Raw genomic sequence first — 19300 nt, 5'->3', positions numbered from 1 at the left:
GGAGCGGCGATTTCGCCATGTCAATCTTTGGAGCGATTCAAGTCAGGCAAGAACGTTGAAGCATGGGCGTTGGTAGGGTTTTCCCCGAACACTCGAGCCACGACGATGGAGTTCAGGAGCGCCGGGTCAGCAAACGTTTCAGGCGATGAGAGCGGCTCGCCATCTGCGTGAGTCGATTCCACTCTGTTGAGTTCCTCGATGCGCGATACCGCGACCATCGCGTTGATTCGCTTGCGCACCGCAAGGGGCATTCTGAATGGACTGACAAGGGCGAGGTGGCGCTGGGAGGAGTTCAGTCGCGCAAGCAGCTCGGCTCCGGAGATGACTTGACTACGGCTGTAGTCACGCGTACGTTCTGACTACAGATGTAGTCATGGCGACCGTGGGAGAGCGGGTGATGGAGTGGCTGCGGACGAAGGGGCACCTCACCCGGTTCTCGGAAGCTCCAGGACGTCGTGGCCCGGCTGAACTCTCGGAAGCAGGGGAAGGAGTGCGCCCATGGGTGCTGAATGGCTGACGGACTTCAGCTGGGGGTTTTCCACACTGGAGTGTCTGTGGCGGGCTTCCTGGCAGGGTGCGCCGTGGGCCGCGCTGGTCTGGGGGCTGTCCCACGCAGTGCCGCGCATGCCCTCCGCCCTGCGCGCGGGACTGTGGTGGCTGGTTTCCCTCAAGTTCGTGCTGTCCCTGGGGGCGTTGAGCCCGGTGCAGCTTCCTCTTCTGCCCACGCTGATTCCGGGACGAGTGGAGTCGATGGGGCCGGAGGAGAACGTGGCCACTCCGGACACCATGGCTCTCATGGGCGATGGAGTGCCCTGGCGACATGGGGGCGCGGCGGTGCTGCTCGTTGCGTGGGGATTGGGAATCGCCTGGCAGCTCAAGGGGCATGTGCGAGCCTGGAGTCGCATGCGTCGCCTGCGCCTTCGCGCGATGCCCCTTCGCCAACCGGACATCGAGAAGGCCATCAGCGAGCTCGCCTCCGCCGCGGGACTGCGCCGAGTGCCCTGTCTCCTGATGTCCGATGAGATGGCGAGCCCTCTGGCCACGGGGCTGATCTCCCCGGTGATTGTTCTGCCCGCGCAGGCGGTCCGGTGCCTGGACCTGGAAGCAGTGCGGATGGCATTGGCTCATGAGTTGGCCCATTTCCAGCGCCGCGACCTGTGGTTTGGCTGGGTTCCGGCACTCGCGGAGAGCGTCCTCTTCTTCCACCCGCTCGTACGCAAGACAGCCCAGGAGTATGCGCTGGCACGAGAGGAGGCCTGTGACGCCGAAGCCCTCCGCCTCACGGGGGCCGCGCCCGGTGATTATGGCCAGCTCCTCCTCACCTTTGGCGTCACCCGCACCCACGGCACCGCCGCTGTGCTCGGTGCCTCAACTCACATCCACACGCTGCACAGGAGGTTGTCCATGCTGGAACACGTCGATGTCTCCACTCCGCGACGCCGTACTTCGTTGCGAGTGGCGCTGCTACTCCTTGGCCTCGCGGTCCTCTTGCCGGTCCAACTGGTCGCACGCGAGCAGACAGCGTCGCCGCGGGCTCGCTCGGACTCGGCCGCGCCAGAGGTCGCGACTCCGGCTGTCGTCGCCACGAAGGTGTCGGCGGCTCCCATCCCTTCCGCCCCGCCTGCCGCACCGAGCCTCAATCCCGCCCCGGTTCCGTCTGCGCCCAGCCTTCCCTGGTCACCCGACGACGCGCTGTGGTCACCCGATGGACCCGATAGATGCTGAAGGACCTCCCTTGAGGGGAATGGGCCCGGGCTCGAGGCCCGGGCCTGGTGTGAATCACATCACGAGGCTGCGTCCTCCAGGTCTCGCGCGAGCTGCTCCACCAACTCGGAGACTCGCGGTGCGCTCAACATCGTGAAGTGGTCGCCCGCGACGTCGTGCACCGAGAGCGCCCCGGTGAGCCACTCGCGCCAGCCGCGGTCCTCGCGCAACGGGGCCTCGTCGGGAGACCGGGTGGCGCGGAAGAGCACGGTCCGACCCGTGTAGACACCGTCTGGCACGTGGCGACGCTGGGCCTCGGTGAGTCGCTGGTAGACGTTGAAGAGCCGCTCAGCCGTGTCGAGGTCCAGCGTGTGCAAGGCCGGAGCGGCGAGTCGCAGCCGTGGCAGCACCTGGGCCAGCACCTCTCGCGCTCCCAGGTGCTCCAGCCGCCCCACCTCCAGTGAGGCGTCTCCCCAGGACACGCCGAGCATCTGACCGAAGCCGGCGAGCAGCGTGAGCGTGTCGGGCTTGGGCATCGGCTGCCGCGTGGGCGCGCGGCTGTCGAGCAGCACCAGCAGGTCCACCTTCTCTCCCGTGGCCTCGAGCAACCGCGCCATCTCGTGTGCCACGACGCCGCCGAAGGACCAGCCGCCGAGGAGGTACGGCCCCCGAGGCTGCACCGTGCGGAGCTGTGCGAGGTAGTCGCGCGCCAGCGCCTTCACGGAGGACTCGGGAAGCTCGCCGCCCTCCATGCCGGACGCGGACAGGCCGTAGATGGGCCGCTGGGTACCGAGCTCACGAACGAGCTCGGTGTAGCCCAGCGCCGCGCCTCCGCCGCCGTGGACGAGGAAGAGGGGCCGCTCGGTCGACGTGCCGGTGTCCAGGCGCACGAGGTTGGGAGTGGGCCGTGGAGCCTGCTCGCGCTGCTCCACCCGTCGAGCCAGGCGCTCCACGGTGGAGGCCTGGAAGAGGGCTGACACCGGCAGCGAGACACCCAGCCGCTCGCGCAGCAGCGACATGAGGCGGACGGCTAGCAGGGAGTGGCCGCCGAGGGCGAAGAAGTCGTCGGTGGCGCTCACCTTCTGCCTGCCGAGGAGCTCGCGCCAGAGGGCCGCGATGGTCTCCTCGCCAGGGTTGCGCGGAGCGACGTACTCGCTGCTCGTGGAGGACATGTCCGGAGCGGGCTGGGCCTTCGGGTCCACCGTGTCGTCGAAGCGGCCGAGGTAGACCAGCTCGCCGTTGTCCCGTCTGCGCACCTTGTCGCCCGTGCGGTAGAGGCGGGCGCCAGGCGTGGACGAGAACGGGTCTGGGAGGAACCGCTCGGCGGTGAGGCCAGGCCCGCTGAGAGAGCCCCGGCTGACGCCCGCGCCTGCGAGGAAGAGCTCGCCGGGAACCCCCAGGGGAACGGGCTGCATGCGTGCATCGAGGACGTGGGCCTGGACGTTGGCCAGCGGGGTACCGACGGGCCGGGGAGCGGAGAGCTTCTCCCAGTAGGACTCGTCAATGGCCTCTCCGTGGATGGCGCCCTCCCAGGGCCGCTCGCGATGGGTGTCGTTCCAGCGAGTCAGCATCTGCTCGCGCTCGGCGACGGGCATCAGCGGAAGCTCGCCCACGTGTGTCTCGGGAGCGTGGATGGCGGCTTCCAGCAGCGTGGCGAAATGTCCCGCCATGCGAGTGATGGTGGACTCCTCGAACAGGTCGGTCCGATAGGTCAGTGCGCCGGAGAAGCCCTCCGGCGTTTCGGCGAGCGACAGCGTCAGGTCGAAGTGGGTGGAACGCACGTCGGGCGCGACGGACTGGACGCTCAGCATCGCGGTGCCTTCGCCGGCCTCCAGCGTGTCCGTGGGGGTGTTCTGGAGGGTGAACATCACCTGGAAGAGCGGCGAGTAGCTGAGGCTGCGCTGGGGCTTGAGCTCCTCGACGAGCTTCTCGAAGGGGACGTCCTGATGTTCATAGGCGGCGAGTGTGGAGGCTCGCACCTGGGAGAGGAGCTGACGGAAGGATGCGCGCGGCTCGACGCGGGAACGCAGGACGAGGGTGTTGACGAAGAAGCCGATGAGGCCCTCCAACTCGGAAGCCCTGCGGCCGGCGATGGGGGAGCCGATGGAGATGTCGTCCTGCCCGGAGTAGCGCGAGAGCAGGAGCTGGAAGGTGGCCAGCACGCCCATGAAGAGGGTGGCGCCCTCCTGCTTGCAGAAGGCTTCCACGGCGCGAGCGAGGACCCCGGGAATCTGGAAGTCGACGGTGCGACCGTGGAAGGACTGGAGCGGTGGGCGAGGGAAGTCGGTGGGCAGTTCGAGGAGCGCGGGGGCTCCGGCGAGCTGGTGCTTCCACCAGGCCACCTGCCGGGAGAGGACATCGTCCTTGAGCCACTGGCGCTGCCAGAGGGCGTAGTCGGCGTACTGGAGCGGCAGCTCGGGAAGGGGTGAGTGGAGTCCCTGGCGGAAGGCCTCGTAGAGGGTGACCACTTCTCGGACGAGCAGGCCCATGGACCAGCCGTCGGTGACGGCGTGGTGGAGGTTGAGGAGAAGCACGTGCTGCTGGGGCGCGAGGCGCAACAGGGAGGCGCGAAGCAGGGGGCCGCGACTCAAGTCGAACGGGCGGACGGCGTCCTGATGCGCCCGCTCGCGAGCGAGGGCCTCACGCTCCTCGACGGAGGAGAGGTCCTCCACGAGGAGCGCGAAGGGAGCCGGGGGGGAGATGTGCTGGAAGGGCGAGCCGTTGTCCTCGGCGAAGGACGTGCGGAGGGCTTCGTGGCGGCGGAGCAGCTCCGAGAAGGCGCGCTGGAGGGAAGGGACGTCGAGCGAGCCCTCGAGGCGGAGGGCCGTGGGCATGTTGTACGTGGGAGTGCCGGGCTGGAGCTGCTCGAGGAACCAGAGGCGCTGCTGCGCGAAGGAGAGAGGCAACGGTGCGCCGTCTCGCGGTGCGGGGAGCAGCGGCGGGAGCGCGGACGCCTCGGTGGCGCGCTCGACGCGGAGGGCGAGCAGTTCCAGGGTGGGCGCCTCGAAGAGGGCGCGTAGGGGGAGCTCCAGGGCGAAGACGGAGCGGATGCGCGACATCAACCGGGTGGCCAACAGCGAATGGCCGCCGCGCTCGAAGAAGTGGTCATGCCGGCCGACAACCGGGAGGCGGAGGACGTCGGCCCAGAGGGCGGCGAGGCGCACCTCGGTGGACGTGAGCGGAGCGACGAAGGCGTCGGCGCCGGGTGCCGCTTCGGGAGAAGGCAGGGCCTTGCGGTCCACCTTTCCGTTGGGCGTCAGCGGGAAGGACTCCAGGGCCATGAGCGCGCCGGGGACCTCGTAGGCCGGGAGTCTCTTGGTGAGGTAGGCGCGGAGGGCCGCGGGTTCGGGCGGGCGTGAGTGAGCGGTGTAGTAGGCGACGAGGCGCTGGTCTCCTGGGACATCCTCGCGGAGGAGGACCAGGGCTTCACGGACGTCGGGGTGGCGGGCGAGGGTGGCTTCGATTTCGCCCAGCTCGATGCGGAAGCCGCGCAGCTTCACCTGGAAGTCGAGGCGGCCGAGGAACGCGAGCTCTCCATCAGGGAGCCAGCGCACCTTGTCTCCCGTGCGGTACATGCGCGCGCCGGGGACGGAGCTGAACGGATTGGGGACGAAGCGCTCCGCGGTGAGGGACGGGCGCGCGAGGTAGCCACGCGCGAGGCCATCGCCGGCCAGGAACAGCTCTCCGGAGACACCCACGGGGACAGGCTGGAGGTGGGAATCCAGGACGTAGGCCCGCACATTCGTCAGCGGTGAGCCGAGCGAAGGACGCGGCGCTCCGCGTACCGCGCGCGCCGTCGAGTCCACCGTGCACTCGGTGGGCCCGTAGACGTTGAAGGCGGTGATGCGCGGATGGGTGGCGAGCCGCTCCCAGAGGGCGTCGTCCACCGCCTCACCCCCGACGAGGACTCGCAGGGCTCGATTGGAGGCCAGCCCCTCATCGAGCAGCAGACGCAGGTGGGACGGCGCGCAGTCGAGCACGTCGACCTGGTGTTGCTCCACCCAGTTCACCAGGCGGGGCGCGTCCTGGCGAACGGCCTGGGGCACCACGCACAGGGTGTGGCCATCGGAGAGCTGGATGAGCTGCTGGACAGACGCATCGAAGGCCAGCGGCGCGTTGAGGCTGACTCGCAGCGGGCCTTGCAGGCCGGCGAGCGCCGTGGACGCGAGGGCCGCATGCAGATTCATCACGGAGGCGTGCTGAATCATGACGCCCTTCGGATGCCCGGTGCTGCCCGACGTGTAGATGACGTAGGCGAGGTGCTGGGGCGCGGAGACACGGGGTAGCGCGGTGTCCGCTTCACTGGCGAGCATCTGGGCCACGTCCGGGTCATCCATGCGGAGGACCTTGACGGACGGCGTCTCCAGTCGCTCGGCCAGGAGCTGCTGCGTGAGGACGAGCGTGACGCCGGAGTCGCGGCGCACGAAGGCGAGCCGCTCGCGAGGATGGGAGGGGTCCAGGGGGACGTACGCGCCGCCCGCCTTGAGGACGCCGAGGACGGCGACAATCATGTCGACGCCGCGCTCCATGCAGATGGCGACGCGGGACTCGGGCCTGACGCCGTGAGCACGCAGCCAGTGGGCGAGCCTGTTGGCCCGACGGTCGAGCTGGTCGAAGGTGAGCGACGTCGTGTCGTCGAGGACCGCCAGCGCATCGGGTGTGCGAGCGACTTGAGCTTCGATTCGCTCGTGTAGAGCTCCTCCCCACGGCAGCTCGCGGTGCGTGTCGTTCCACGTCACGAGGAGCTGCTCCCGCTCCGCGTCGGAGAGGAGGGACAGCGAACCCAGGTCCGCATCGGGCGTGGTGACCACGGCCTTCAGCAGGGTGATGAGGTACCCCGCCATGCGCGCGACGGTCCGCTCGTCGAACAGCTCCACGCGGAAATCGAGCGCTCCTCCGAGTCCCTGGGATGTCCGGGCGAGCGAGAGCGAGAGGTCGAACTTCGCCTCCAGCCCCTCCACGCCCATCGGCGTGAGCTTCAGTGCTTCCAGCCCGCTCTGTCCGGAGCGGAGCGACGGCGCCTGTCGAGGCGTGTTCTGGAGCGCGAGCATCACCTGGAAGAGCGGCGAGTGGCTCAGGCTGCGCCGGGGATGGAGTTCCTCGACGAGCTTCTCGAACGGGACGTCCTGGTGCTCATAGGCCGCGAGCGTGGATGCACGGACCTGGGAGAGCAGCTCGCGGAAGGTTGAGCGTGGGGCGATGCGGGAGCGCAGGACGAGCGTGTTGACGAAGAAGCCGATGAGGCCCTCGGTCTCCGCTCGGTTGCGTCCCGCGATGGGCGAGCCCACGGAGATGTCGTCCTGCCCGGAGTAACGCGAGAGCAGGAGCTGGAAGGCGGCCAGCACGCCCATGAAGAGCGTCGCCCCTTCGGCTTGGGTGAAGGATTCCAGGGCCTGGGTCAGCTCCTCGGGCAGGTGGAATGGAACCGCTCCACCCTGGGAGGACTGGACCGCCGGGCGGGGCCTGTCGGTGGGCAGTTCCAGCACGGCGGGCGCATCCGCGAGCTGGTGCCTCCAGTAGTCGAGCTGTCGCTGGAGCACCTCGCCGCGCAGCCACGCGCGTTGCCATGCGGAGAAGTCGGCGTACTGCACAGGCAATGGCGCGAGGTCTGGCGACGTGTTCGTGGCGATGGCCGCGTAGAGCGTGACCAGCTCGCGCACCAGCACGTCCATGGACCAGCCGTCGGAGACGATGTGATGCATCGTCACCAGCAACACGTGCTCCTTCGCGTCCATCCGGAGCAGCGAAGCGCGCAGCAGCGGGCCGGTGGCCAGGTCGAAGGGCTTGAGCGCCTCCTCGTTGATGAGCCGCTGAGCCCGAGTCGCACGCGCGTCCCCGTGCACGCGGCTCAGGTCCACGAGCGGTAGTGAGAAGGCCGCGGCCGGGTGGATGACCTGCACGGGCTCGCCGTCGTGAGACGGGAAGGTGGTGCGGAGGGCTTCATGGCGTCGCACCAGGGCGTCGAAGCTGGCCTCGAGCGCGTCCGCGTCCAGCGGCCCTTCCAGGCGCAGCGCCGCGGGCATGTTGTAGAGCGCGCTGCCGGGCTCGAGCTGGTCGATGAACCACAGGCGCTGCTGCGCGAAGGACAGCGGCAGTGCCTGGGTGCGGGATACGGGAATCAGGGGAGGCAACGACGAGGTGCCCCCGCGAGCGTTCGCGTCGATGCGTGCGGCGAGGGACGAGACGGTGGGCGCCTCGAAGAGGGCTCGGAGGGGCAGCTCGACCTGGAAGACCGTGCGGATGCGCGAGGCGAGCTGGGTGGCGAGGATGGAGTGGCCGCCGAGCGCGAAGAAGGAGTCCTCGGCGCCGACGTGCTCGATGCGCAGCAACTCCGCCATGAGGGTGGCCAGCGTGCGCTCGGTGGCGTTGAGAGGCGCGACGTGGGAGTCGGTGCTCACGGCGTCCGGCGAAGGCAGCGCGGCGCGGTCGACCTTGCCGTTGGAGGACAGGGGCAGCGCCTCCAGCGCGACGATGGCTGAGGGCACCATGTACGCCGGAAGGCGCTCGCCCAGGTGTCCCCGCAGGACGTTGGCATCGGGGAGGGGGGCGCCGGAATGCGGCGCGACGTAGGCCACGAGCCGTGCGCCCAAGGGGCCCTCCTCGCGCACCACCACCACCACATCGCCGACGGAGACATGTGTCCGCAGCGCGGCTTCAATTTCTCCCAGCTCGATGCGGTAGCCACGCACCTTCACCTGGAAGTCGGCGCGGCCCAGGTACTCCAGCCGTCCGTCAGCGCCCCAGCGGACGCGGTCGCCCGTCCGGTACATCCGGGCTCCAGGCAGCGTGCTGAAGGCGTCTGGAATGAAGCGCTCCGCGGTCAACGCGGGACGCCGCCAGTAGCCGCGCGCCACGCCCGAGCCGCCGATGAACAGCTCACCCACGACGCCCACAGGCACCGGGCGCAGGTGGGCATCCAGGACGTACAGCCGGGTGTTGGCGATGGGACGGCCGATGGAGATGGAGCCGCTCGTCGCGTCTCCAGGGGCCACGGTGTGGACGCTGCAACCGACCACCGTCTCGGTGGGGCCGTACTCGTTGATGAGCAGGGTGTCCGGAGCGTGCTTGCGCCAGAAGGCCACGCCCTCGGCGGTCAGGGCCTCTCCACCGATGACAAAGGCTCGGGTGCGACCGGCCGCCTCACCCGGTGTGAGCTGGTAGGAGAGCAGTTGCAGGTGCGTCGGCGTCAGCTTCACGAGGCTGAAGTCGCTGCCCTCGCGCAGGGCTTCACCCAGCCCCTCCACGCCCGCCTCTTCGGGAACGAGCACCACGGGTCTCCCCGCGATGAGCGGAGCGATGAGGCTGGTGACGGTCAGGTCGAAGGAGAGCGGCGAGTGGACCGGAGAGCCGGAGCCCTCTGCGATGCGGTATGCGCGCAGGGCCCAGGTGAGGTAGTTCACGACGCCCCGGTGCTCCACCATGACGCCCTTGGGGAGACCGGTGCTGCCGGAGGTGTAGATGAGGTAGGCGAGGTCGTCGGCGGTGGCCAGGGGTGCTGGCGCCGTCGTGGGCTGCTTGCCCGCCGTGACGTCCAGGTCGTCGTCGACGCGGAGGACATGGAGCGCGCTCGCGGGCAGCGCGTCCGCGAGCACCGACTCGGTGAGGACGATGGAGACGTGGGTGTCGTCCAGGAGGAAGGCGATGCGAGAGTCGGGCAGGGCCGGGTCGAGAGGCAGGTAGGCGGCACCGGCCTTGAGGGTTGCCCAGAGGGCCACGACCATGTCGGGTGCGCGGCGGAAGTACAGGCCCACTCGTGAGCCTTGCCCCACACCCAGGTCGCGCAGCGCGTGGGCGAGCTGATTGGCGCGTGCGTCCAGCTCACGGAAGGTGAGCTGTGCGTCGCCCATGGACACGGCGAGCGCGTCGGGAGTGCGAGCGACGGTTTCCTCGAAGAGGGCGTGGACGGTGGTGTGCGCGGGGAAGTCCGCATGCGTGTCGTTCCACTCCACCAGGACGCGGTGCTGCTCGGCCTCGTCCATGAGCGGAAGGGACGCGACCGGGGCATCCGGCTGCTTCACAGCGGCGCGAAGCAGCGTGAGGAAGTGCGCCACCATGCGCGCGGCCGTGGAGGCATCGAAGAGCGCGGTGGCGACCTGGAGGGCGCCTTCGTATCCAGAAGGTGCTTCGACGAAGGTGAGGTTGAGGTCGAACTTGGCGAGCGCGTCACCCTGGTCGACGGAATGCACTCGCAGGCCGGGCAGCTCCAGGCCTCCCATGGGCGTGTTCAGCAGGGAGAACATGACCTGGAAGAGCGGGGGGACATCGAGGACCCGCTCGGGCTGCAGCTCTTCGACGAGCTTCTCGAAGGGCACGTCCTGGTGCTCGAAGGCCCCCAGGGTGGTGGCGCGGACGCGCTCCAACAGCGCGTGGAACGAGGCTCGTGGGTCGATGCGCGCACGGAGCACCAGCGTGTTGACGAAGAAGCCGATGAGGCCCTCGGTCTCCTCGCGGTTGCGGCCGGCGATGGGGGAGCCGACGGAGATGTCGTCCTGGCCCGAGTAGCGGGAGAGCAGGAGCTGGAAGGCGGCCAGCAGCGTCATGAAGGGCGTGGCGCCCTGGCGCTGTGAGAGCGCCTTGATGGCGTCGGACAGCTCGGCACCCAGCGCGATGGGGAGGATGACGGCCTCGCGCGACGCGTGGGCGGCGCGGGGCCTGTCGGTGGGCAGCTCCAGCAGCGCGGGGGCTCCTTGGAGTTGCTGCTTCCAGTAGGCCAGCCGCGTCCGCAGCGCGTCGTCACGCAGCCAGCCGCGCTGCCACGCCGCGAAGTCGGCGTATTGCACGGACAGCGGCGGAAGCTCGGCCGGCTCGCCGGAGAGGTGCGCCGCGTAGAGCGTGCCCAGTTCGCGCACCAGCACGCCGGAAGACCAACCGTCGGAGACGATGTGGTGGATGTTGGCGAGGAGCAGGTGCTCGCGCTCCGCCAGTTTGACGAGGCGGAGGCGGAACAACGGTCCGGAGGTGAGGTCGAAGGGGCGCTCTCCTTCCTCCACCGTCAGTCGTCGGGCCTCGGCCTGACGGTGGTCATCCTCCAGGTGCCGCAGGTCGATGAGCGCGATGGAGACGGGCGCCGCGGGGTGGATGACCTGGGAGGGTTGCCCGTCGATGGAGGTGAACGTGGTGCGGAGCGCCTCGTGGCGTGAGACGACGTCGGAGACCGCTCGCTCCAAGGCGGCGATGTCGAGTGTCCCCTCGAGGCGGAGCGCCGTGAGGATGTTGTAGAGGGCGCTGCCGGGATCGAGCTGGTCGATGAACCACAGTCGCTGCTGCGCGAAGGACAGCGGCAGGGCGCCTGTGCGCGGTACGGGCGTCAGCGCCGGAACCTCCAACCCCTGTTGCTCCAGTCGCGAGGCATCCAGGTACCGGGCCAGTCCGGCGACGGTGGGGGCCTCGAAGAGCTCCCGCAGCGGGAGTTCGACGTTGAAGGCGGAGCGGATGCGGGAGACGACCTGCGTGGCGAGAAGGGAGTGGCCCCCCAGCTCGAAGAAGTCGTCCTGCGGGCCCACTCGCGAGACACCGAGCACCTCGGCGTAGATGCCCGCGAGCACCTCCTCCGTGGCGGTGCGTGGCATCTCGGGCGCCTCTTGAGGCTGAGTGCTGACTCCGGGCGGCGGGAGGGCCTTGCGGTCGACCTTGCCGTTCGCTGTCAGCGGCAGCTCCGTCAGCGTGACGATGGCCGACGGCACCATGTACGCGGGGAGCCGCTCCTCGAGGAATCCGCGCACAGCGCCCGTGTCCAGTCCATGCTCCGAGGGCACCACGTAGGCGACGAGTCGCTTGTCGCCCGGGACGTCCTCGCGCACGACGACGATGACTTCGCCGACACCCGGGTGCTGGCGCAGGGTGCTCTCCACTTCACCGGGCTCGATGCGGAAGCCACGCACCTTGACCTGGAAGTCGGCGCGGCCCTGGAACTCCAAGGTTCCATCCATCCGCCACCGGGCCTTGTCACCCGTGCGGTAGAGCCGCGTGCCCGGAGCCCCGAAGGGATGGGGCACGAAGCGCTCCGCGGTGAGGTCCGGCCGCCCGAGGTAGCCCCAGGCGAGGCCGTCGCCTCCGACGTACAGCTCGCCCGTCACTCCGGGAGGCGTCGGCTGGAATGAGCCGTCCAACACGAAGGCGGAGGAGTGAGGCACCGGCCCGCCGATGGGGACCGAGTCGCCCACCGCATCACCCGCGCGCAGGGCATGTGTGGCGGAGAATGTGGTGTTCTCGGTGGGGCCGTAGCCGTTGATGAGGACGCCGCTCGGAGGCAGCAGCGCGAGGTGTTCGCGCACGCGCCGCGCGGGCAGCACGTCTCCACCCGCGAGCACCTGGGAGACGCCGGTCAGCGCCTGGGGCTGATACGTCACCATCTGCTCGTAGAGGGCAGCGGTGAGCCAGAGCGAGGAGATGCGGTGACGCGCGAGCAGCGCTCCCAGCTCCTCCAGGGAAAGCGCTCCAGGAGGCGCGAGGACGAGCCGGGCGCCGTGAAGCACCGCGCCCCAGAGTTCGAGCGTGGAGGCATCGAAGGCGACGGGGGCCGCCTGGAGCCAGACCTCGTTGGGCCCGAAGCGGATGGCACCGTGAGGCTGCACGAGTCGGACGACGCCCCGGTGCGGCACGCAGACGCCCTTGGGCTCGCCGGTGCTCCCCGAGGTGAACATGACGTAGGCCAGGGCGTCCGCGCTCGCGGGCACCTCTGGGGCCGAGTCTGGCTGGCGGGCGATATGCGCGGCCTCTTCGTCCATGACGACGAGCACGACGCCCAGTTCTGGCAGCTCGTCCGCCACCGACGACTCCGTCAACAGGACGGCGGAGGAAGACTGGCGCAGGACCCACGCCATGCGCTCGGTCGGCCAGGTGGCATCCAGTGGGACGTACGCGGCTCCCGCCTTGAGGGTGCCCAGCAGCGCGACCACCAGGTCCACGGAGCGCTTCAGGTGCACGGCGACGCGGCTGCCGGGCTGAACGCCCAGTCCGCGGAGATGATGGGCGAGCCGGTTCGCGCGCGCGTCGAGCTGCGCGTACGTGAGGCTCGCGTCCTCGGACTCGACGGCGACGGCGTCCGGAGTGAGCGCGGACTGTCGGGCGAAGAGTTGATGGATGGCCGCGTCACGCGGGTACTCCGCGGCGGCGGCGTTCCACCGCGTCAGGACCTGATGCCGCTCCTCGGAGGACAGCAGCGACACGAGGCCCAGTGGACGCTCCGGCGCGGCGGTGACCGCCTCCAGCAGCACGGCATAGTGGCGCATCAGCCGCTTCACCGTGTCCGCGTCGAAGAGGTCGGTGTTGTAGTTGAGGGCGCCGGAGAAGCCCTGCGTCCCCTCTTCCAGCAGGAGGCTGACCTCGTACTGCGACGTGGTGATGTTCGCGGTGAGCGGCGCGAAGGAGAGCCCCGGGAGCTGGATGGCCTCGACGGGGGTGTTCTGGAGGGTGAGGGTGGCCTGGAAGAGCGGGCTGCGAGCGAGGTCGCGCTGGGGCTGGAGCTCTTCGACGAGCTTCTCGAAGGGGAGGTCCTGGTGCTGGTACGCGGCCAGCGTGGCGCTCCGCACGTGGGCGAGGAGCTGGAGGAAGGAGCCGCGCGCGTCGATGCGCGAGCGCAGGACGAGCGTGTTGACGAAGAAGCCGATGAGGCCCTCGGTCTCCCCCTGCTGGCGGTTGGCGATGGGGAAGCCCACGGAGACGTCGTCCTGCCCGGCGTAGCGGGCGAGCACGAGCTGCCAGGCCGCGAGCAGCACCATGAAGGGCGTGGAGCCCTCTCGCTGGGCCAGCGCTCGCACGGAGGCGCTCAGCTCGCCCGTCAGCGCGACAGGGAGCAGGGTGCCCTTGTGGGACTGGACGGCCGGACGAGGCCTGTCCGTGGGCAGCTCGAGGACACCCGAGGTGCCCGAGAGGTGCTCCTTCCAGAAGTCGAGCTGACGCTGGAGCATGTCGCCGCGCAGCCAGGTGCGCTGCCATGCCGCGTAGTCGGCGTACTGCACGGGCAGCGGAGGCAGCGCGGCCGGAGTGCCCGTGGTCCGGGCCACATACAGCGTGGCCAGCTCGCTCACGAGGACGCCCGTGGACCACGCGTCGGAGACGATGTGGTGCATCGTCACCAGGAGCACATGGGCCTGTGCGCCATGCTTCAGCAACGAGGCGCGCAGGAGCGGCCCCGTCGAGAGGTCGAATGAAGCGAGGGCGTCCGCCGCGATGAGGGCTTGCGTCCGCGCCTGTCGCTCCTCTTCGGACAACGCGCTCAGGTCCACCACGGGCACGCTGAAGTGCGAGGCGGGGCGGATGCGCTGCACGGGCGCACCGTCACGCATGGCGAAGGTCGTGCGCAGCACCTCGTGGCGGTTCACCAGGGCGTTGAAGGCGTGCTCCAGCGCGCCGACCTCCAGTGCGCCCTCCACGCGAAGCGCCGTGGGCAGGTTGAAGAGCGGCGTGCCCGGGGAGAGCTGGTCGATGAACCACAGGCGCTGCTGGGAGAAGGAGAGCGGCAACGCCTCCGTACGAGGCACGGGCACCAGGGGTGGCACCGCCGGAGTCGTCTCCCCTCGGCTGGCGTCGATGCGCGCGGCGAGGCCCGCCACGGTGGGGTCCTCGAAGAGGGCGCGCAGGGGCAGGTCCACCTGGAACGCGGCCCGGATGCGAGAGGCGAGCTGGGTGGCGAGCAGCGAGTGTCCTCCCAGGGTGAAGAAGCTGTCCTGCGCTCCCACCTGCTCGACGCGGAGGATGGCGGCCATCAGCTCCGCCAGCGTCTGCTCCGTGGGCGTGCGCGGGGCGATCCACGCGGCCTCCACTTCGGCCTGCGGGTCTGGCGCGGGCAGCGCCTCGCGGTCCAGCTTGCCGTTCGCGGTGAGGGGCAGCGCATCCAGCACCACGAAGGCCGCGGGTACGAGGTGCTCAGGCAGTCCGGTCAGCAGTCCTCGCCGGAGCTCCGTGGCCTCCAGCGTGCTCTCTGCTCGTGGCACCACGTAGGCGACCAGCAGGTCGTCGCGCACCAGCACGACGGCCTCCTGGACGCCCTGCTGTCGCAGGAGCGCGGCTTCGACTTCACCTGGCTCGATGCGCAAGCCGCGCAGCTTCACCTGGGAGTCGAGGCGGCCGAGGTGCTCGAGGGTTCCGTTCGCGAGCCAGCGCGCCCTGTCGCCGGTGCGGTAGATGCGGGCACCGGGCTCGGTGCTGAACGGGTTCGGGATGAACCGCTCGGCGATGAGGTGGGGCTGGTGCGGGGCGCCGCGCGCCAGACCCTCGTCGCCCAGATACAGCTCGCCGGGCACGCCCGTGGGGACCGGCCGCAGGTCCGCGTCCAGGACATAGGTCTGGGTGTCGTTCCCCTCTCCGAGGACGCGTCGCAGCTCGGCCTCGCCCATCAGCGGCAGGGCGGAGAGTGACTGCTCGGGGTCCGCCGCGGCCGCGCGGAGCAGGGTGAGCAGGTGCTCCACCATCCGCGCCATGGTGGCGTCGTCGAACAGGTCGACGTTGTAGTCGAGCGTGCCCACGAAGCCCGCTGGCGTCTCCGTCAGGGTGAGGTTCAGGTCGAACTTGAGGGGCATCTCGTGGTCCCCCAGTCCCTCCAGCCGCAACCCGGGCAGCTCCAGCGCGCCCATGGGGGTGTTCAGCACGGAGAACATGACCTGGAACAGCGGCGAGTAGCTGAGGCTGCGCTCGGGGTGCAGCTCCTCGACGAGCTTCTCGAAGGGCACGTCCTGGTGGTCGAAGGCCTCCAGCGTGGTGCGCTTCACCTGCTTCAGCAGCGAGGCGAAGGAGGCGCGTGGCTCCAGCCGCGCGCGCAGCGCCAGCGTGTTGACGAAGAAGCCGATGAGGCCCTCGGTCTCCCCCCGGTTGCGCCCGGCGATGGGCGAGCCGACGACGATGTCGTCCTGGCCGGAGTAGCGCGCGAGGAGCACCTGGAACGCGGCCAGCAACGTCATGAAGGGCGTGGCGCCGTGCTGCTGCGACAGGGCCTTGATGGCGTCGGAGAGGTCCGTGGACAGCACGACGGCGCGCTGAGCGGCGTTGCGCGTCTGGACGGCCGGACGGGGCCTGTCGGTGGACAGCTCCAGCAGCGCCGGAGCGCCTTCGAGCTGTCGCTTCCAGTAGCCCAGGCGCGTGCGGAGCGCGTCGTCGCGCAGCCAGCCCCGCTGCCAGGCCGCGAAGTCGGCGTACTGCACGGGCAGCGGAGGCAGCTCCGCCTGTGTCCCTGACAGGTGCGCCGCGTAGAGGGCGCCCAGCTCGCGCACCAGCACGCCCGTGGACCAGCCGTCGGAGACAATGTGGTGCATCGTCGAGAGCAGCACATGCTCCCGCGCTTCCACTCGCAGCAGCGTGACGCGGAAGAGCGGACCCGTGGCGAGGTCGAAGGGGGTCAGGGCCTCCTCGCGGGCGAGGCGGAGCACCTCGGCCTCGCGCTCGGCCGAGGGCAGGGTGCTCAGGTCCACCACCGGCAGCGTCACGGGCGCGGCCGGATGGATGTGCTGCACGGGCTCCCCTTGGCGCGAGGCGAAGGTGGTGCGCAGCGCCTCGTGGCGCTCCACCACGTCGGAGATGGAGTGCTCCAGCGCGGCCACGTCCAGGTCGCCCACCAGCCGGAGCGCGGAGGGCATGTTGTACAGGGCGCTGGCCGGCTCCAACTGGTCGATGAACCACAGGCGCTGCTGCGCGAAGGACAGCGGCAGCGCATCCGTGCGCGGCACGGGCACGAGCGGGGGCAGGCCCAGGCCTCGCCGTTCCAGGCGCAGGGCGTCCACCTGCCCGGCCAGCGCGGAGAGCGTCGGGGACTCGAACAGCTCACGCAGGGCCAGCTCCAGGTCGAACGTCGCACGGATGCGCGAGACGACCTGGGTGGCGAGGAGCGAGTGTCCGCCCAGCTCGAAGAAGTCGTCATTCCTCCCCACGCGCGGGACGCCCAGCACGTCGGAGAAGATGCTGGCCAGCGCCACTTCGGTGGCACCGACAGGCACCATGAAGGCGTCAGCACCCGAGCCCTCCAGCTCCGGTGCCGGCAGGGCATTGCGGTCCACCTTGCCGTTCGGAGTCAGCGGCAGGGACTCCAGGGACACCAGGGCCGAGGGCACCATGTACTCGGGCAGCTTCTGGCGCAGGAAGTCCTTCAGCCCCGCCACGTCGGCGTCCGGCGCCACGACATAGGCCACCAGCCGCTTGTCTCCGGGCGCGTCCTCGCGCACCACGACGACGGCCTCGCTCACGCTGGCGTGCAGCCGCAGGACGCTCTCCACCTCGCCCGGCTCGATTCGGAAGCCGCGCACCTTGACCTGGAAGTCCGTGCGGCCGAGGAACTCCATCGTGCCGTCGTCGCTCCAGCGCACCTTGTCGCCCGTGCGGTAGAGGCGTTCTCCCGCGTTGAACGGATGGGGCACGAAGCGCTCGGCCGTGAGGTCCGGCCGGCCCAGGTAGCCCCAGGCCAATCCGTCTCCTCCCGTGAACAGCTCGCCCGGCGCACCGGGAAGCACCGGCTCGAACCGCTCATCCAGCACGTAGACGCGGGTGTTGGAGATGGGGCGGCCAATGGGCACGGAAGCGCCGATGACGTCGCCCGCTTCCATCCGGTGGCATGCGGTGAAGGTCGTGTTCTCCGTGGGGCCGTAGCCGTTGACGAGCACCGCGTCGGGAGCCATCCGCGACAGGTGTTCGCGCACGCGCCGCACGGGCAGCACATCGCCTCCCGCCAGCACCTGTCGCACGGAGGCCAGGGCCTCGGGCTGGTGGATGGCCATCTGCTCGAAGAGGGCCGCCGTCAACCACAGGGTGGTGACGCGGTGGCGCACCAGCACCGCGCCCAGCTCTTCCAGCGTGGGCGTGTGAGGCGGGAAGAGGACCAAGCGGGTGCCATGGAGCAGCGCGCCCCAGACCTCCAACGTGGAGGCGTCGAAGGAGATGGGTGCGAGCTGGAGGAAGACCTCCTGGGGACCGAAGTGGATGAACTCGCCGCTCATCACCAGCCGGGTGATGCCTCGGTGGGGGACGGCGACGCCCTTGGGCTGCCCCGTGGAGCCCGAGGTGAACATGACGTACGCGAGGCTGTCCGCGTCAGCGCGAGTGTCGAGCGTCGACACGGGCTGAAGGGCCACCTGCTCCCAGTCGGAGTCGAGGCAGACGAGGAGCGGGACGTAGGCGGGCAGCTCATCGGCGAGCCGCTCCTGGGTCACGAGGACGGACGCGCCCGTGCTCGCGAGCATGGCGGACAGCCGCTCCGCCGGATAGGCGGGGTCGAGAGGAACGAAGGCCGCGCCCGCCTTGAGGATGCCCAGCAGGCCCACGGGCAGCTCCAGGCTCCGCTCCAGGCACAGGGCCACGCGAGTCCCCGGCGTGACGCCCAGGGTGCGCAGGTGGTGCGCGAGCTGGTTGGAGCGCTCGTCGAGCTCCCGGTAGGTGAGCGTGCCCGTCGTGGACTCGACGGCGATGGCGTCCGGTGTGCGCGCCGCCTGCTCGGCGAAGAGCTGATGCACTCCCGCGTCTCGCGGGTAGTCGCGCTGTGTCCGGTTCCACTCCACCAGCACTCGCTCGCGCTCCTCCGGTGTCACCAGGGAGAGCGAGGACAGCAGGGCCTGGGGCTGGGCCAGCATGGACTCCAGGGCCGCGGCCCAGTGGCGCAGCACCCGCTCCAGCGCCGGCGTCTTGAAGCGCTGCGTGTCGTAGACGAGGCGTAGCTCCAGCCGAGGGCCGGGCAGGACGATGGCCACGAAGGGCACGTCGGACTGTTCGGCGCTGGCGAGGTCGCGGACCTGGAAGTCGCTGCCGCCGGAGTAGACGGCGTCGTCGACGGGGTAGTTCTCGAAGACGTACAGGCTCTGGAACAGCGGCTGGCCGCGAGGCACGTCGCTCCAGGCCTGGATGCGCGCCAGTGAGGCGTGCTCGTGCTGGTTCAGCGTCTGCATCTGAGCGTGCTGCGAAGCGAGCCACGCCACCACCGGCATGTCGGGCTCCAGCCGGCTGCGCAGGGGCAACGTATTGATGAACAGGCCCACCATGTGCTCGATGCCCGGCACGTCGGCGGCGCGGCCGGACACGGTGGTGCCGAAGATGACATCGCCCTCACCGGAGTAGCGGGCGAGCACCAGCGCCCAGGCGCCCTGCAGCACGGTGTTGGCCGTGAGCTGGTGCTGGCGTGCGTACGCGTGCAGCGCCTGGGTCGTCTCGGCGCTCAAGAGGAGCCCTCGCTCGCCCTGCGCGTATGGCGCGTCCTTGGTGTCGGGGAGCCGGGCGCCAGGGAGAGGCGTCGGCGCGGTGAAGCCCTGGAGGGCTTCGCGCCAGTGGGCCTCGCTGTGCGCGGTGGGGTCCTCTCGTAGCCAGGAGATGAAGTCCCGGTACGCGGGAGCGGCCCCCAGCGCGGGACGCTGGCCCTTGGAGGCGGCGTTGTAGGAGGCGAACAGTTCCTTGAAGACGAGGCCGAGGCTCCAGCCGTCCATCAGCAGGTGATGCGAGGACCAGAGGACGCGGTGCAACCCATCATCCAGCTTCACCACCGTCAGGCGCATCAGGGGCGACTGGCGCAGGTCGAAGCCCCGGACGCGGTCCGAGGCCATGAGGGCATCGAAGCGGGCCTTCTGCTCGTCCGGAGTCAGGCCGCGCCAGTCCAGCTCCTCCCAGGGCAGCGCGACGCGCGGGCTCA

General features: G+C 69.9%; 3 protein-coding genes (1 of these 3 cut by a window edge). 1 reads left to right on the top strand and 2 read right to left on the bottom strand.

The features are described from left to right. Positions 1–20: 20 nt before the first annotated feature. Positions 21–239, bottom strand: a complete 219-nt coding sequence (locus FJV41_RS00015) for a hypothetical protein (RefSeq protein ID WP_141640285.1) — start codon at positions 237–239, stop codon at positions 21–23. A 259-nt stretch (positions 240–498) separates the two neighbouring features. On the opposite strand from FJV41_RS00015, the gene FJV41_RS00010 reads away from it, so the two are divergent. Further along, on the top strand, positions 499–1725 hold the full coding sequence (locus FJV41_RS00010) for a M56 family metallopeptidase (RefSeq protein ID WP_141640284.1): 1227 nt from the start codon (positions 499–501) through the stop codon (positions 1723–1725). A gap of 59 nt (positions 1726–1784) precedes the next feature. On the opposite strand, the gene FJV41_RS00005 is transcribed toward FJV41_RS00010, so the two are convergent. Then, positions 1785–19300: the 3' portion of a non-ribosomal peptide synthase/polyketide synthase gene (locus tag FJV41_RS00005; RefSeq protein ID WP_246136904.1), read on the bottom strand. 14245 nt of this gene lie beyond the right edge of the window; 17516 of the gene's 31761 nt are visible here — the last part of the coding sequence; the start codon falls outside the window, past its right edge; its stop codon occupies positions 1785–1787.

The sequence above is a fragment of the Myxococcus llanfairpwllgwyngyllgogerychwyrndrobwllllantysiliogogogochensis genome (assembly GCF_006636215.1).
GTDB classification, from domain to species: domain Bacteria; phylum Myxococcota; class Myxococcia; order Myxococcales; family Myxococcaceae; genus Myxococcus; species Myxococcus llanfairpwllgwyngyllgogerychwyrndrobwllllantysiliogogogochensis.
Note: the sequence above shows the minus strand (reverse complement) of the source record. Positions and strands in the feature narration are given on the sequence as shown.

Coding starts and splice junctions, on each gene's coding strand:
- FJV41_RS00010 (WP_141640284.1), top strand. CDS start 499: ATGGGTGCTGAATGGCTGACGGACTTCAGCTGGGGGTTTTCCACACTG.